15 protein-coding genes, 1 rRNA gene and 1 riboswitch are annotated in these 15843 nt (G+C 44.1%); of the genes, 15 read left to right on the forward strand and 1 reads right to left on the reverse strand.

What is annotated here, in order from left to right; translation table 11 throughout:
• The 14 genes from rrf to purD form a co-directional block, all read left to right on the forward strand.
• Positions 1-104: ribosomal RNA gene (gene rrf, locus ACIQXH_RS15025) — 5S ribosomal RNA — on the forward strand; the annotation flags it as partial.
• A gap of 261 nt (positions 105-365) precedes the next feature.
• Complete coding sequence (locus ACIQXH_RS15030; RefSeq protein ID WP_402989383.1) at positions 366-584, forward strand: NETI motif-containing protein; 219 nt, start codon at positions 366-368, stop codon at positions 582-584.
• A 56-nt stretch (positions 585-640) separates the two neighbouring features.
• Positions 641-742, forward strand: a riboswitch (purine riboswitch).
• Between the two features lie 131 nt (positions 743-873).
• A complete protein-coding gene (gene purE / locus ACIQXH_RS15035) occupies positions 874-1362 on the forward strand; it encodes a 5-(carboxyamino)imidazole ribonucleotide mutase (RefSeq protein WP_402872294.1) in 489 nt (162 codons plus the stop codon).
• The gene (purK, locus tag ACIQXH_RS15040; protein WP_402958638.1) at positions 1346-2503 is read left to right on the forward strand and encodes a 5-(carboxyamino)imidazole ribonucleotide synthase; all 1158 of its coding nucleotides are present in this window, start codon (positions 1346-1348) and stop codon (positions 2501-2503) included. The genes purE and purK overlap by 17 nt, the downstream gene beginning before the upstream one ends.
• Positions 2500-3792, forward strand: a complete 1293-nt coding sequence (purB, locus tag ACIQXH_RS15045) for an adenylosuccinate lyase (RefSeq protein ID WP_402872289.1) — start codon at positions 2500-2502, stop codon at positions 3790-3792. Before purK ends, purB begins: the two co-directional genes overlap by 4 nt.
• Positions 3793-3893: 101 nt before the next feature.
• Positions 3894-4613, forward strand: coding sequence for a phosphoribosylaminoimidazolesuccinocarboxamide synthase (gene purC, locus ACIQXH_RS15050; protein WP_402958634.1), 720 nt, complete (start codon positions 3894-3896; stop codon positions 4611-4613).
• Positions 4606-4860, forward strand: a complete 255-nt coding sequence (purS, locus tag ACIQXH_RS15055; RefSeq protein WP_402872285.1) for a phosphoribosylformylglycinamidine synthase subunit PurS — start codon at positions 4606-4608, stop codon at positions 4858-4860. The genes purC and purS overlap by 8 nt, the downstream gene beginning before the upstream one ends.
• Positions 4857-5543, forward strand: a complete 687-nt coding sequence (gene purQ, locus ACIQXH_RS15060; RefSeq protein ID WP_402872282.1) for a phosphoribosylformylglycinamidine synthase subunit PurQ — start codon at positions 4857-4859, stop codon at positions 5541-5543. The genes purS and purQ overlap by 4 nt, the downstream gene beginning before the upstream one ends.
• The gene (gene purL, locus ACIQXH_RS15065) at positions 5527-7749 is read left to right on the forward strand and encodes a phosphoribosylformylglycinamidine synthase subunit PurL (protein ID WP_403124295.1); all 2223 of its coding nucleotides are present in this window, start codon (positions 5527-5529) and stop codon (positions 7747-7749) included. Before purQ ends, purL begins: the two co-directional genes overlap by 17 nt.
• Positions 7734-9149 carry an amidophosphoribosyltransferase gene (gene purF, locus ACIQXH_RS15070; protein WP_402872278.1) on the forward strand — a complete coding sequence of 472 codons (1416 nt, stop codon included), beginning with the start codon at positions 7734-7736 and terminating at the stop codon, positions 9147-9149. Before purL ends, purF begins: the two co-directional genes overlap by 16 nt.
• 44 nt (positions 9150-9193) lie before the next feature.
• A complete protein-coding gene (purM, locus tag ACIQXH_RS15075) occupies positions 9194-10222 on the forward strand; it encodes a phosphoribosylformylglycinamidine cyclo-ligase (protein ID WP_403124298.1) in 1029 nt (342 codons plus the stop codon).
• Entirely contained in the window at positions 10219-10797 is a 579-nt protein-coding gene (purN, locus tag ACIQXH_RS15080) for a phosphoribosylglycinamide formyltransferase (RefSeq protein WP_403124301.1), read from the forward strand. Before purM ends, purN begins: the two co-directional genes overlap by 4 nt.
• 18 nt (positions 10798-10815) lie before the next feature.
• Positions 10816-12351: a bifunctional phosphoribosylaminoimidazolecarboxamide formyltransferase/IMP cyclohydrolase gene (gene purH / locus ACIQXH_RS15085; RefSeq protein ID WP_402872271.1), complete on the forward strand. Its 1536-nt coding sequence runs from the start codon at positions 10816-10818 to the stop codon at positions 12349-12351.
• A 19-nt stretch (positions 12352-12370) separates the two neighbouring features.
• Positions 12371-13630: a phosphoribosylamine--glycine ligase gene (purD, locus tag ACIQXH_RS15090; protein ID WP_402872269.1), complete on the forward strand. Its 1260-nt coding sequence runs from the start codon at positions 12371-12373 to the stop codon at positions 13628-13630.
• Positions 13631-13690: 60 nt separating this feature from the next.
• On the opposite strand, the gene ACIQXH_RS15095 is transcribed toward purD, so the two are convergent.
• On the reverse strand, positions 13691-13948 hold the full coding sequence (locus ACIQXH_RS15095) for a YgaP-like transmembrane domain (protein ID WP_402872266.1): 258 nt from the start codon (positions 13946-13948) through the stop codon (positions 13691-13693).
• A 142-nt stretch (positions 13949-14090) separates the two neighbouring features.
• Between ACIQXH_RS15095 and ACIQXH_RS15100 the strand changes: the two genes are divergently transcribed.
• The gene (locus ACIQXH_RS15100; protein ID WP_402872263.1) at positions 14091-15836 is read left to right on the forward strand and encodes an adenine deaminase C-terminal domain-containing protein; all 1746 of its coding nucleotides are present in this window, start codon (positions 14091-14093) and stop codon (positions 15834-15836) included.
• The last annotated feature ends 7 nt before the right edge of the window (positions 15837-15843 follow it).

Raw genomic sequence — 15843 nt, forward strand, 5'->3', positions numbered from 1 at the left:
AGCGAAGAGGTCACACCCGTTCCCATTCCGAACACGGCAGTTAAGCTCTTCAGCGCCGATGGTAGTTGGGGGTTTCCCCCTGTGAGAGTAGGACGCCGCCAAGCCATTTCGAAGGTCAGCCATTAGGCTGGTCTTTTTTTGTTTTCAGACTGGTACCATTAAAATAAAATGAAATCATTCACTGTTGCTAGGACAGGACAAGTTAGATATTGAAAACAACTTTCCGTCGATCTTTGATTAAAATCCCTGGATAAGCTGTTCAACCTATCTGAAAGAATTTATAATTAGAAAAATAGGCAAGCTGTTTAATAAGGGTGGAACAAAAATATTCATGAAAATAGTGAATGCAGGAAAGGAACGATTCTGTGAGTAAAAAGGGTAAAGAAAAGTTTGAAGTTAGAGAAGGAGAAAGCATTGATGAATGCCTAGATCGAATAAAGGCTGCAGGGTATTTTCCTGTGAGGAGAATGGAAGAACCCATTTTTGAGGAAAGAATCACGAATGGAATGGCTCATTATGAACCAATTAACAGGAAAATTGTATTTGAAGCAAAGTTATTGGAGCAAAACACGAACGATCATTAAGTATTCTATAAAAATATTCGATTTTGTCTTGACAATGAAAATGCGTGACGGTAAGATGAATGTATATTAATACCTCTCATATAATCCTGGGGATATGGCCCAAAAGTTTCTACCTGATGACCGTAAATCATCGGACTATGAGAAAAGTAGCTGACTTATTCGGAAACTATCGAAGTCTTTTTTGTGAAGACTTTTTTCCGGGCAGATTGCTTTCTCTATGAGGAAGAAGTCTGCCCGTTTTTTTTTGAAAATTATAGATGAAAGAATGGAAAGTGGGAGGGACAGTATTATGAAGTCGCAGGTCGGGGTCATTATGGGTAGCGTCTCGGATTGGGAAACGATGAAGTATGCTTGTGAATCATTGGAACAACTTGAAATCCCCTATGAAAAAAGAGTCGTTTCGGCCCACCGCACACCAGACTTATTGTTTGAATATGCAGAGAGTGCAAGAGAGCGCGGGATTAAGGTAATAATAGCAGGTGCAGGTGGAGCTGCTCATCTACCCGGTATGACGGCAGCTAAAACAATAGTACCTGTGATTGGAGTGCCAATCCAATCCAAGGCTTTAAACGGTTTGGATTCATTGTTATCAATTGTTCAAATGCCAGGCGGGGTACCGGTTGCCACGGTAGCCATCGGAAAGGCAGGGGCGATTAACGCAGGTTTGCTTGCGGCGCAGATATTGGCTGCTTTCGATTCAGAAATCGCCGATAGGATAGAGGTTCTCCGAGACGAAACTAGGGAAAAGGTGTTATTGAGCAGTGAACAACTTAAATAAGGTCATTTTACCGGGTCAGACGATTGGAATTATTGGCGGTGGACAGTTAGGCAGGATGATGGCCTTAGCGGCTAAGGCAGCAGGCTTTAAGATAGCTGTTCTTGAACCAACGACTAATGGTCCTTGTGCTCAAGTGGCAGATATAGAGATCCTTGGGGCTTATGATGACATAGATGCATTGAAAAGGCTGGCAAATGTCAGTGACGTCATTACCTATGAGTTCGAAAATATCAGTTCCAAGGCTCTAGATTGGTTGAAACAGCATGCCTATCTTCCTCAAGGGTCGGAATTATTAAAACAAACACAGGATCGGCTTACTGAAAAGAAAGCCATAGCAGGTGCCGGAGCAACGGTTGCCCCGTACCGGGAAATTCAGGATGTTTCGGAAATATACCTACATATAGAAGAATTAGGGTACCCAAGTGTGTTAAAAACGACCCGTGGCGGTTATGATGGAAAAGGGCAGTTAGTCATTAATGAGGAAGCTGATATTAAAAAGGCTGAATCCCTGCTCCAAACAGGTGTATGTGTATTAGAAGCTTGGATACCTTTCGTTAAGGAAATCTCGGTTGTCGTGACGCGTAAAGCGAATGGTGAAACAAGTCATTTTCCGGTAGCAGAAAATATTCATATTGAAAATATACTGCATAAAAGCATCGTTCCCGCTCGCATCAGTCAGAGTGCTGAAGAAAAGGCCATTGTGGAGGCTCGACAGCTTGCCGAGAAACTAGAACTGGTCGGTACATTGGCCGTGGAGATGTTTTTAACGGCAAAGGATGAAATCATCATCAATGAGCTTGCACCAAGACCACACAATTCGGGTCATTATACATTGGAAGCATGTGCAACATCCCAATTTGAACAGCATATCCGTGCTGTCTGTAATTGGCCCCTCGGAAATACCTCCTTGTTGCAACCGGTGGTCATGGTCAACGTCCTAGGTGAACACTTGGAGCCATTACTTCATGAAATTCCGGAGCTTACAGATTGGAAGATTCATCTTTATGGTAAAAGAGAGGCCAAGATAAAACGGAAAATGGGGCATGTTAACATTTTACGTCCAACACTCGAGGAAGCCCTTTTAGAAAGTGATCGAAGCAAAATTTGGAATCAACAGGTTGAAACGGAGGAAGCAAAATGATTGAACGTTATACCCGCCCTGAAATGGGTAACATTTGGACAGAGAAAAACCGCTTTAATGCATGGTTGGAAGTAGAAATCTTGGCATGTGAAGCATGGTCGGAACTTGGTGTCATACCGAAAGAAGACGTGAAGCTCCTTCGTGAAAATGCATCATTCGATGTAGAGCGCATCAATGAAATTGAAAAAGATACTCGCCATGATGTTGTGGCCTTCACGCGTGCGGTTTCCGAAACATTAGGTGAAGAACGTAAATGGGTGCATTATGGTCTGACTTCAACGGATGTAGTTGATACGGCACTTTCTTATGTGATTAAACAAGCGAATGATATTCTTTCAAAGGATTTAAATAATTTTGTCGAGATCTTGAAAAACAAAGCGAAAGAACATAAATATACCGTTCAAATGGGACGTACACATGGTGTGCATGCAGAACCGACTACTTTCGGCTTGAAGCTTGCCCTTTGGTACCAAGAAATGAAACGGAATGTGGAACGTTTTGATGCTGCTCGAAAAAACATCGAGGTAGGTAAAATCTCCGGTGCTGTTGGTACATATGCAAACATCGACCCGTTCGTTGAACAATTCGTCTGTGAAAAGCTGGGCCTTGAAGCTGATCCGATTTCAACGCAAACCTTGCAACGTGATCGCCATGCACACTATATGAGTACATTGGCGTTAATTGCAACTTCCATCGAAAAATTCGCTGTGGAAATCCGAGGATTACAAAAAAGCGAAACGCGCGAAGTGGAAGAATTCTTTGCAAAAGGACAAAAAGGATCATCGGCAATGCCTCATAAACGGAATCCTATCGGTTCTGAGAACATGACAGGAATGGCCCGGGTCATCCGTGGATACATGATGACAGCGTATGAGAATGTAGCTTTATGGCACGAACGTGATATCTCCCACTCTTCTGCTGAACGAATCATCTTGCCGGATGCAACGATTGCTTTGAATTATATGTTGAACCGCTTCAGTAACATCGTGAAAAACCTTACTGTCTATCCTGAGAACATGAAGCGTAACATGGATCGTACTCTTGGATTAATCTTCTCTCAACGCGTGTTGCTTGCTCTTATTGACAAGGGTCTTGTCCGTGAAGAGGCGTATGATACGGTTCAGCCACATGCGATGGACGCCTGGGAGCAACAAGTCCCATTCAGGAGCCTGATCGACAAGGATGATAAAATCACAAGCCTGCTTACTAAAGAAGAACTTGATGACTGTTTCGACCCTACCCATCATTTGAAAAACGTAGATGTGATCTTTGATCGCCTAGGCTTATAAAACAAGGTTGCAAACGTGAATCCCAGTCGGGTGAAGCGTTTGCTCCTTGCCTAATGATAAAATAAAAATTCATAATATTCACAATTCGGAGGTCTTAACAGATGGAAAAGCGAGAATTGCTGTATGAAGGGAAAGCGAAACAGATTTATGCAACGGACAACAGTGAAATAGTATGGGTGGAATACAAAGATTCAGCAACGGCTTTCAATGGCGAGAAGAAGTCAGAAATCGCTGGTAAAGGCCAGTTGAATAATCAAATTACTAGTTTACTATTTTCAAAGCTTGCCGAACAAAACATTCCTTCTCATTTTATAGAAAAGCTTTCCGAGCGGGAGCAACTGGTTAAAAAGGTCTCCATCATACCTCTTGAAGTGGTCGTTAGAAACACGGCTGCCGGTAGCTTCTCTAAACGCACTGGCATGGAAGAAGGCCACCCACTAAAGAAAACGCTCGTTGAATTTTATTATAAAGACGACGCACTCGGCGATCCCCTGTTGACGGAAGACCATATTGAAGAATTGGAACTTGCCAGCAAGGAAGATGTAGCTATCTTAAAGGAAAAGGCACGGGAAATCAGTAAGGTCCTATCAACCATCTTCCAAGAGATGGGCATTAACTTGATTGATTTTAAACTGGAGTTTGGCAAGACATCGGATGGGGAAATCCTATTGGCTGATGAAATTTCACCGGATACTTGTCGCCTTTGGGATGCAGTGACAAATGAAAAACTGGACAAAGACGTATTCCGCCGTGATTTAGGTAGTTTAACAGATGCATATGGAAAAATTCTAGCAAAGTTGGAGGGTACTCAACATGTATAAGGTTAAGGTATATATCACACTACGAGAAAGTGTACTGGATCCACAGGGGACAGCGGTTCAACAATCCCTTCATAGTTTGACATATAACGAAGTAAGCGATGTTCGTGTCGGGAAATACATTGAACTGACGATTGAAGACACCGACCGTGATTTAGATCAACTGGTGAAGGAAATGTGTGAAAAGCTATTAGCCAATACAGTCATTGAAGCGTACCGTTATGACGTGGAGGAGGTTGTCACCCAATGAAATTTGCTGTGATCGTTTTCCCTGGCTCCAATTGTGATGTCGACATGTACCATGCGATACAGGATGCGCTTGGGGAGGAAGTGGAGTATGTATGGCATTCCACGGATAATCTAGACAAATTTGACGGGATCCTGCTTCCAGGCGGATTCTCTTATGGCGACTACCTACGTTCAGGAGCGATTGCCCGTTTTTCCAATGTGATGGCCGAAGTCGTAAAAGCGGCTCAAGCAGGAAAGCCAGTTCTTGGCGTCTGCAATGGTTTTCAAATTTTGCTTGAAGCAGGGCTGTTACCGGGAGCGATGCGACGTAATGATGGTCTGAAATTCATCTGTCGTAATGTAGAGCTGAATGTTCAAAATAATGAATCAATGTTTACCACGGGATATTCATTAAACGAATCAATCACCATTCCAGTGGCCCATGGTGAAGGAAACTATTACTGTGATAAAGACACACTGGAGGAATTAAAACAAAATAACCGCATTCTGTTCACTTATAAGGGTGAAAATCCCAACGGTAGCCTAGAACAAATCGCGGGAATCACCAATGCACAAGGTAATGTCCTCGGAATGATGCCTCATCCCGAACGTGCTGTTGACTCACTGCTTGGCAGTAAAGACGGCTTAAAGATCTTTCAATCCATCGTGAAAAACTGGAGGGAATCACATGTTGTTACAGCTTGAACCAAGTCCGGATAAAATTAAATCGGAGCGTTTATACGCAAGTATGGGGCTATCCGATGAAGAATTCGCCATGGTGGAGAAAATCTTAGGCAGACTGCCGAATTATACGGAAACGGGTTTGTTTTCCGTCATGTGGTCAGAGCATTGTTCCTACAAAAATTCAAAACCCATCTTAAGAAAATTCCCGATTACGGGGGAAAAAGTATTACAAGGTCCTGGGGAAGGCGCAGGAATCGTCGATATCGGTGATAATCAGGCCGTCGTTTTCAAGATTGAAAGCCATAACCATCCATCGGCCATTGAGCCATATCAAGGAGCAGCGACAGGCGTCGGGGGCATTATCCGTGATGTCTTCTCCATGGGAGCCCGGCCTATCGCCATGTTGAATTCACTGCGCTTCGGTGAATTGGATAACGAACGCGTGAAGTATTTATTCAAAGAAGTGGTTGCAGGGATTGCTGGATATGGGAACTGCATTGGGATTCCCACTGTCGGCGGTGAAATTCAATTCGATCCTTCCTATGAGGGAAATCCATTAGTCAATGCCATGTGCGTCGGGTTAATTGACCATAAGGACATCAAGAAAGGCCAAGCTCATGGTGTCGGGAATACGGTTATGTACGTGGGTGCCAAAACTGGCCGTGATGGCATTCATGGAGCTACATTTGCATCGGAAGAACTTTCAGAGTCTTCAGAAGAGAAAAGACCAGCCGTGCAAGTTGGCGATCCATTCATGGAGAAATTACTGTTAGAAGCTTGCCTTGAACTCATCCATAATGATGCGCTTGTCGGCATTCAGGATATGGGCGCAGCGGGGCTTACTAGCTCTTCGGCTGAGATGGCGAGTAAAGCTGGATCAGGGATTAAAATGAACCTTGATTTAGTGCCTCAACGTGAAACAGGCATGACTGCGTATGAAATGATGCTGTCTGAGTCACAAGAACGGATGTTAATCGTCGTTACTAAAGGACGGGAACAGGAAATCGTTGATTTGTTTACGAAGTATGACCTGGAAGCAGTTGCTGTTGGTGAAGTAACGGATGATAAAAACTTAACACTTTCCCATCAAGGTGAAATCGTTGCGGAAGTTCCGGTTGATGCATTGGCTGAAGAAGCACCAATCTATCAAAAGCCATCTGCTGAGCCACAGTATTTCCGCGACTTCCAAAGCATGACGGCAAAAGTGCCGGTTATCAAGGATTATAAGGGTACTCTTATAGCGTTATTACAACAGCCTACCATTTCAAGCAAGGAATGGGTTTACGACCAATACGATTATATGGTTCGTACGAATACAGTGGTATCACCTGGTTCCGACGCTGCAGTGGTACGTGTGCGAGGAACGAATAAAGCTCTTGCAATGACAACGGATTGTAACTCCCGCTATATTTACCTCGACCCCGAGACAGGCGGTAAGATTGCTGTAGCTGAGGCGGCCCGTAACATTGTCTGTTCAGGTGGAGAACCTTTGGCGATTACAGATTGCTTGAATTTTGGAAATCCAGAAAAGCCAGAGATATTTTGGCAACTGGAAAAAGCCGCTGATGGCATGAGCGAAGCATGTCGCAGCTTAAGTACGCCTGTCATTGGTGGAAATGTATCTCTTTATAATGAAACGAATGGCGAGGCCATTTATCCAACTCCAGTAGTGGGGATGGTTGGTCTTGTACATGACCTTCAACATATCACGACCCAAACGTTCAAACATGAATCCGACTTGATATATGTGGTCGGGGAAGCGAAAGCTGAATTTGGCGGCAGTGAACTTCAAAAAATGGTAGAAGGAAAAATCTTTGGACCTGCACCGGAATTGGACTTACATGTTGAACAAAAACGGCAAGCACAAATTCTTGAAGCCATTCGAGCAGGGCATATCGCCTCCGCACATGATCTTTCAGAGGGTGGTTTGGCTGTTGCCTTAAGTGAATCTCTATTCGGTCCGACTACACTCGGCGCAAACGTTCAGGTTTCCGGCGAATTGGTATCCGGGTTGTTCAGTGAAACGCAATCCCGATTCTTACTATCCGTTAGTCCAGAAAACCAAGTGGCATTTGAATCCATTGTTGAAGATGCAATCCTTATAGGGGAAGTAACGAATGATCCAAAAATAATCGTGACGGATGATGGCGATAATCTGGTATTTGAAGTAAATGTTGATGAATTACAATCAGCTTGGAAAGGGGCCATTCCATGCTTGCTGAAATAAGAAGTCTTAATGAGGAATGTGGCGTAGTAGGAGTCTGGGGACATCAAGATGCAGCACAGCTTGCCTATTACGGACTGCATAGCTTACAGCATCGGGGCCAAGAGGGAGCAGGCATTGTCGTGACGGACGGTAATCAAATGTCCATCACGAAAGGGGAAGGTCTTGTAACGGAAATCTTCACGGCAGAAAAAATGCAGGCACTTTCCGGTACAGGGAAGTCAGCGATAGGTCATGTCCGTTATACGACAGCAGGCGGCGGTGGATATCAAAACGTCCAGCCTTTCTTGTTCAATTCACATACAGGGGGGCTGGCTCTTGCCCATAATGGGAATATCGTCAATGCCAGCCAGTTAAAAGCACAGTTAGAGGGACAGGGGAGCATTTTTCAAACGACGTCGGATACGGAAGTCCTTGCACATTTGATTAAACGCTCCGGTTATTCTGATATAAGGGATTCTGTGAAAAATAGCTTAAGTATGCTGAAGGGTGCCTACGCATTTGTTATCATGACAGAAAACCAAATGATTTTAGCGCGGGATCCACATGGTTTCCGTCCACTTTCCCTCGGAAAGATAGGAGATGCGTATTACGCCGCTTCTGAAACATGTGCTCTTGATATCGTTGGGGCGGAATTCATCCGTGATATCGAACCAGGCGAGCTTGTCGTCATCAATGATGAAGGAATCTATTCAGAATACTTTTCCCTTTCCAGTCAACAAGCCATGTGTACGATGGAATATGTGTATTTTTCCCGCCCGGATAGCAATATTGATGGGATTAATGTACATACAGCCAGGAAAAACCTTGGTAAGCAAATGGCTCAGGAAGCGAAAATCGAAGCGGATGTTGTCACGGGTGTTCCGGATTCAAGCATATCGGCGGCCATTGGTTATGCCGAAGCTGCGGGCATCCCTTATGAAATGGGCTTAATTAAGAACCGTTATGTCGGACGGACATTTATTCAACCGTCGCAAAGCCTTCGCGAACAGGGTGTGAAGATGAAGCTATCACCGGTACGAGGCGTCGTTGAAGGGAAACGCGTGATCATGGTGGACGATTCGATCGTACGTGGTACGACCAGCAGAAGGATTGTCCGCATGCTGAAAGATGCAGGGGCGAAAGAGGTCCATGTTGTGATCAGTTCGCCTCCAATTAAAAATCCATGTTTTTACGGTATTGATACATCGAAAAAAGATGAACTGATTGCCAGCTCCAAATCGGTGGAGGAAATACGGGAAATCATTGAAGCCGATTCATTAACCTTCTTAAGTGTGGAAGGCATGGTCGAAGCGATTGGACGTCCGTTTGCTGGAGAAACACGCGGTTCATGTCTAGCATGCTTCACGGGAAATTATCCAACGGAAATTTTCGATTATGAACGGGAAAAAATTAAATGCTAAAAAGGCATCGATAAGAACGAGTGGTTTTCGGAGGGGGATTTCAAATGGCTAATGCATATAAGCAGGCTGGCGTCGATATTGAAGCGGGCTACGAAGCGGTAAATCGGATGAAGAAACATGTAAAACGGACATTTCGTCCTGAAGTAATGAACGGATTGGGTGGTTTCGGAGGCATGTTCGATTTGTCTTCGTTACACCTTAAAGAGCCTGTCCTTATCTCAGGAACGGATGGAGTCGGGACGAAGCTTTTACTCGCGTTCATGATGGATAAACATGATACAATTGGAATAGATTGTGTAGCGATGTGCGTCAATGATGTGGTCGTACAGGGGGCTGCGCCGTTGTACTTTTTAGATTACATAGCTTGCGGCAAAGCTGATCCCGAGAGAATTGAAATGATCGTTAAAGGGATTGCGGACGGATGTGAGCAAGCGGGTTGTGCTTTAATCGGTGGGGAAACAGCTGAAATGCCAGGGATGTACGAAATCGAAGAATATGACGTGGCTGGGTTCACTGTTGGGGCGGTTGAAAAATCACGCTTAATTACGGGTGAGGGCATATCCAATGGTGATGTTGTCATCGGTCTTGCTTCAAGCGGGATCCATAGCAATGGCTATTCACTTGTCCGTAAAATCCTTCTTGAAGATGCAGGAATGGATTTACAGGAACTCGTGCCGGAGTTCGGTTGCAAATTGGGTGAAGAATTGTTGAAACCGACAAGGATCTATGTCCAGTCGATATTATCAACACTTGAAAAGTTTGAAGTGAAGGGACTAGCACATATTACAGGTGGCGGGTTCATCGAAAATATTCCGCGTATCCTTCCTGAAAACTGCGGTGTTGAAATTGAGTTGGGCAGCTGGACGATTCCCCCAGTATTCTCGTACCTTGAGGAAAAAGGAAATCTTGTTCAGGAGGAAATGTTCAATATATTCAATATGGGCATCGGGATGACGGCCGTCGTGAGAAAATCGGATGCTCCTGCGATCATTGCGCATCTACAGTCTTGTGGTGAACAGGCTTCTGTCATAGGAACGATTATTGAGGGTGAAGGAGTGTCTTTTAAGCGATGAGACGCCTTGCTGTCTTTGCATCGGGTAATGGAAGCAACTTTCAAGCAATCGCTGATGCAATAAAAGAGGGAAATCTAGAAGCGGATATATGCCTTGTTGTTTGTGACCGTGAGGATGCTTACGTAATTGAGAGGGCTAGAATGGAGAACATTCCGGTATTCTCATTCTCAGCAAAACAGCACGTAAATAAGGCGGGATATGAACGGGAGATACTCGATGAACTTCATGTCCATGACGTAGAATTCATTATTCTTGCTGGTTATATGCGGTTAATAGGATCGACGTTATTAGGGGAGTATTCACACAGGATTGTGAATATTCACCCTTCTCTTTTGCCTTGCTTTCCAGGTAAGGATGCTATTGGCCAGGCTTTTAAGGCTGAAGTGAAGGAAACCGGGGTCACGATTCATTATGTCGATGAGGGAATGGATACAGGACCGATTATTGCTCAACAGGCGGTCCCCATTCTTAACGGAGATACAAAAGACATCCTCCAAAAAAGAATTCAGGAATTGGAACATGATCTGTATCCAAAAATTTTGCAACAGCTATGCCAAGAGAAACAACATACATAATGGAGGGAACAACATACCATGAAGAAACGTGCGTTAATTAGTGTATCGGATAAAACAGGTATCGTAGAATTTGCCAAAGGGTTGAAAGAGGCCGGGTTTGAAATCATTTCAACGGGCGGTACGAGTAAAACATTACAGGATAATGGCGTGGATGTTATCGGTATCAGTGAAATCACTGGTTTCCCGGAAATTCTGGACGGCCGCGTTAAAACGCTACACCCGAATGTCCATGCAGCAGTCTTAGCCAAGCATGGAGATGAAGGGCATAAAGCTCAACTAGCAGAGCATCATATTGAACCGATTCAGTTGGTCTGTGTGAACCTTTATCCTTTCCAATCGACGATATCGAAACCGGATGTGACGGTGGAAGATGCGATTGAGAACATCGATATCGGAGGACCGACCATGCTACGTTCGTCTGCGAAAAACCACGAGTATGTGACAGTTATCGTCGATAGCGAGGATTATGCAACGGTATTGGCTGAGCTAAAAGAAAACGGAGATGTCTCAAAAACGACGAATCGTCGTCTGGCAGCTAAAGTCTTCCGTCATACAGCGGCATACGATGCCGTGATTTCAGAATATATGACTGAGCTTGCCGAAGAAGAGAATCCAGAATCACTTACTGTTACTTATGAATTGAAACAGTCGCTTCGTTATGGGGAAAATCCTCATCAAAAAGCAGCGTTCTATAAAAAACCGCTTGGATCTACCTTCTCGATTGCGGAAGCAAAACAACTGCACGGAAAAGAGCTTTCATACAATAACATCAATGATGCAGACGCAGCCCTTCAAATCGTTAAGGAATTCAAAGAACCGGCAGCCGTGGCCGTCAAGCATATGAATCCTTGTGGAGTCGGTGTTGGTGATACGATTCTGGAAGCATTCGATAAAGCGTATGAAGCGGATTCCACTTCGATTTTTGGTGGCATCATCGCCTTGAACCGTGAAGTGGATAAAGCGACTGCGGAAAAGCTTCACGAAATTTTCCTTGAAATCATCATCGCTCCAGGATTCTCTAAGGAAGCATTGGATGTATTGACAAGTAAGAAGAACCTTCGTCTATTAACGGTTAATTTCCAGGCTGCTAAAAAACCGGAACGTAAATTGACTTCAATTGAAGGTGGTTTACTCGTGCAAGAACGTGATGCTTTCGGTTTGAAGGATGCAGAAGTAAAAGTGGCAACAAAACGCGAACCGACCGCAGAAGAGTGGAAAGCTCTTGAACTTGGTTGGAAAATCGTGAAACATGTCAAATCGAATGCCATCGTTATTTGTAATGATCAGATGACATTGGGCGTGGGTGCAGGGCAAATGAACCGTGTCGGCGCAGCAAAAATAGCTCTAGAACAAGCTAGTGAAAGAGTAGCGGGAAGTGCTTTGGCATCGGATGCTTTCTTCCCTATGGACGATACCGTGGAGGCGGCGGCAAAAGCAGGCGTAACGGCAATCATCCAGCCAGGTGGATCGAAGAAAGACCAAGATTCAATTGATAAAGCCGATGAATATGGAATAGCAATGGTATTCACAGGAGTTCGCCACTTTAAACATTAATCGAAGATGAGGTGCGGTAATGAATGTACTAGTGATTGGCCGTGGAGGCAGGGAGCACGCTATCGCCCGTAAACTGTTTGAAAGCAAACGGGTTAAGAAAGTCTTCGTGGCGCCAGGGAATCCCGGCATGGAAGATGTTGCCGAGCTTATATCAATCGAGGAAACCAATCATCAAGAATTGGTCGCTTTCGCAAAAGAAAATGCGATTGCCTTGACGGTGATTGGACCGGAAACGCCTTTACTTAATGGGTTGGCTGATGACTTTGAGAAAGAAAACTTGCAGGTGTTCGGACCAAACAGCCGGGCTGCGGTCATTGAAGGAAGTAAATCATTTGCTAAGAATTTAATGAGGGATTATCATATTCCAACAGCAGAATATGAGACGTTTTCTGATTATGAGCAGGCAAAGGCATATATCGAAAAAGCGGGCGCTCCCATCGTCATCAAGGCTGATGGCCTGGCTGCGGGCAAAGGCGTAGTAGTCGCCATGACGATGCAGGAGGCAATGGAAGCCATTCATGATATGCTAGTCGGTGCAAAGTTCGGGGAAGCTTCAGCAAAGGTTGTCATCGAGGAATACCTGGATGGCGAGGAGTTTTCATTGATGGCCTTTGTGAACGGGGATAAAGTATATCCAATGGTAATCGCACAGGATCATAAACGTGCGTACAATGGTGATAAAGGACCGAATACTGGTGGAATGGGTGCGTACTCCCCCGTCCCTCAAATATCCGATAGTATGGTGCAAGCAGCGGTAGATGCCATTCTGCAACCGACGGTTCATGCGATGATTTCAGAAAATCGCCGATTTACAGGCATATTATATGCCGGGTTAATTGCAACGGAAAAGGGTACAAAAGTGATTGAATTCAACGCCCGTTTTGGGGATCCGGAAACTCAAGTAGTATTGCCCCGCTTAAAGACGGATTTCGTCGATACCCTTGAAGCGGTCCTTGCAGGGGAAGATTTAGATCTTGAATGGCATGATGAAGCGGTTCTTGGTGTAGTCGTGGCTGCAGAAGGCTATCCTGGAGCATACACGAAGGGGGCGGTCATCAAAGGGTTGGATAGGATTCAGCCGGACACCCATATTTACCATGCCGGGACGGCCAAAAACGACGAGGGAGATCTAGTTTCCAATGGAGGCAGGGTATTGCTTGTTGCGGCTAAAGGAAACGACCTTGCGTCTGCCCAAAGACAAGTCTATAAAGAAGTAGAACATATTGAAAAAGAAGGCCTGTTTTGGCGTACGGATATTGGATATCGAGCCATAGAATAGGTTCCTTGACCATAAAAAGAAGCTGGCTCAAATCTCGAGTCAGCTTCTTTTAAAATGAAATCAATACGAATCAGATTGGTCATCCCTGTTCTGCTTATCCTTCATCATGGCTTGGCCATTTTCCATTACATCGACAACGGGGCAATAGCGCAATATGCCTTCGCCTATTTTCATGGCAGCAAGGATGACCACCATTAAGTAAGATTGATTTTTCCATGGCTTTTTAACCATTTTCGCTGTGGCCCAGGTAAGAAAGGTAAAGCCACAGGTAATCCGCATAAGCGCATTGACTATGCTGATATTTTGTTTGAATTTCATGATAAGTTCATCCTTTCACAAAAATTTCACAGTATTCTGGTTAACTTTACTGTGTTAATGAAATAAATATGTTACTATAAGATAAAATTGGATTGAATTGGGATTTCAATTCCTTTGTCTTACAATTCATGGAGGGATGTTTATGCTGGAACAACGTTATAGATGGAAAAATAAACATCTACGGGAACATATAGATGTGCTGGATGGAAAGAGGTCACCACACATTCTTTTGAAAAATGCTACATATTTAAACCAGGCTTTACGAAAATGGGTGAAAGCAAATATATGGATTTATGACGATCGCATTATCTATGTCGGTACAAACCTTCCTGAAAATATAGACCGCTGTGAAATGGTTGATTGTTCAGATCAGTACCTGGTCCCGGGATATATTGAGCCGCATTCACACCCTTCTCAATTATATAATCCCCTGTCTTTCTCACGCTATGCATCCCATTTTGGGACAACGACACTTATCAATGATAACCTGCCATTCCTTTTGCAATTAGGAAAAAAGAAAGCGTTTTCTCTTTTGAAGGAGCTACGTAACATCCCTGTTACGATGTATTGGTGGAGCCGTTTTGATGGACAAACGGAGTTGATCGATGAAGATACCGTATTTTCTCATGGAGCGGTTAAATCCTGGCTTGAGCATGATGCCGTTTTACAGGGCGGTGAACTGACGGGGTGGCCTAAGCTTCTTGATGGCGATGACATGATGCTGCATTGGATTCAGGAGGCCAAGCGGATGAGGAAGAAGATAGAGGGTCACTTTCCTGGTGCTTCTGAGAAAACACTTGCCAAGATGACACTATTTGGAGCCGATTGTGACCATGAGGCCATGACAGGTGATGAGGTGATGGAGCGCTTACTTCAAGGCTATTTCGTTTCATTAAGGCATTCATCCATCCGTCCGGATCTCCCAAACATATTGCAGGAAATTCATGAACTGGGTATCGATCAATATGATAAGTTCTTTTATACAACGGATGGTTCACCACCGTCTTTTTATGAAAAGGGATTCATAGATTGCTTGATTAAAATAGCAATCGAACAGGGTGTACCAGTCATTGACGCCTATAATATGGCCACTATCAATATCGCACGCTATTATAATATTGAATATCTCCATGGCAATATTGCTACGGGCAGAGTCGCCAATATCAATTTTCTGTCTGATATTGAGGAGCCCGCCCCGGTTTCTGTCATGGCTAAAGGGAAATGGGTGAAGCGGGATGGGGAAATCATTCCGGATTCACAAGAAATCAACTGGAGCGATTTTGACTTTAAACCGTTGGAAATGGACTGGGACCTTAGTTTGAAGGAAGATTTCGAATTCTCGATGCCGTTCGGAATAGAGCTGGTCAATAACGTGATCACCAAACCATATTCCCTTTCAAACGATGTGGGATATGAAGAGCTTACCTTTCAAGATGATGAGTGTTTCTTCATGCTCATCGATAAGGAAGGGAAATGGCGGATCAATACGATACTGAAGGGGTTTGCCGATAAGTTATGCGGTTTTGCAGCCACCTATACGAATACCGGGGATATCATTTTGATTGGGAAACGTAAGAAGGATATGCACCTGGCCTTCAACCGGCTGAAGGAAATCGGCGGCGGTATTGTTTTGACAGAGCAAGGAGAAGTGATTCATGAGGTGCCATTAACATTAAAAGGGATAATGTCCAATAAGGAAGTTCCTGAATTAATTATAGAAGAAAATGAATTGAAAAGATTGTTGCGTGAACGGGGTTATCGCTTCGCTGATCCCGTATATACCCTATCCTTTTTTTCTACGACCCATTTACCGTATATCAGGGTTACCCAGCGTGGGGTATATGATGTAATGAATAAAAATATACTCTTCCCTACTATAATGCGTTAAAATATAA

This window comes from Peribacillus sp. NPDC097225 (assembly GCF_044761955.1).
Taxonomy (GTDB): domain Bacteria; phylum Bacillota; class Bacilli; order Bacillales; family DSM-1321; genus Peribacillus.

What these genes read in the sequence shown, in the direction of transcription:
- purE (WP_402872294.1), top strand. Translation starts at nt 874, where the DNA reads ATGAAGTCGCAGGTCGGGGTCATTATGGGTAGCGTCTCGGATTGGGAA.
- purB (WP_402872289.1), top strand. Translation starts at nt 2,500, where the DNA reads ATGATTGAACGTTATACCCGCCCTGAAATGGGTAACATTTGGACAGAG.
- purC (WP_402958634.1), top strand. Translation starts at nt 3,894, where the DNA reads ATGGAAAAGCGAGAATTGCTGTATGAAGGGAAAGCGAAACAGATTTAT.
- purS (WP_402872285.1), top strand. Translation starts at nt 4,606, where the DNA reads ATGTATAAGGTTAAGGTATATATCACACTACGAGAAAGTGTACTGGAT.
- purQ (WP_402872282.1), top strand. Translation starts at nt 4,857, where the DNA reads ATGAAATTTGCTGTGATCGTTTTCCCTGGCTCCAATTGTGATGTCGAC.
- purL (WP_403124295.1), top strand. Translation starts at nt 5,527, where the DNA reads ATGTTGTTACAGCTTGAACCAAGTCCGGATAAAATTAAATCGGAGCGT.
- purF (WP_402872278.1), top strand. Translation starts at nt 7,734, where the DNA reads ATGCTTGCTGAAATAAGAAGTCTTAATGAGGAATGTGGCGTAGTAGGA.
- purM (WP_403124298.1), top strand. Translation starts at nt 9,194, where the DNA reads ATGGCTAATGCATATAAGCAGGCTGGCGTCGATATTGAAGCGGGCTAC.
- purN (WP_403124301.1), top strand. Translation starts at nt 10,219, where the DNA reads ATGAGACGCCTTGCTGTCTTTGCATCGGGTAATGGAAGCAACTTTCAA.
- purH (WP_402872271.1), top strand. Translation starts at nt 10,816, where the DNA reads ATGAAGAAACGTGCGTTAATTAGTGTATCGGATAAAACAGGTATCGTA.
- purD (WP_402872269.1), top strand. Translation starts at nt 12,371, where the DNA reads ATGAATGTACTAGTGATTGGCCGTGGAGGCAGGGAGCACGCTATCGCC.
- ACIQXH_RS15095 (WP_402872266.1), bottom strand. Translation starts at nt 13,948, where the DNA reads ATGAAATTCAAACAAAATATCAGCATAGTCAATGCGCTTATGCGGATT.
- ACIQXH_RS15100 (WP_402872263.1), top strand. Translation starts at nt 14,091, where the DNA reads ATGCTGGAACAACGTTATAGATGGAAAAATAAACATCTACGGGAACAT.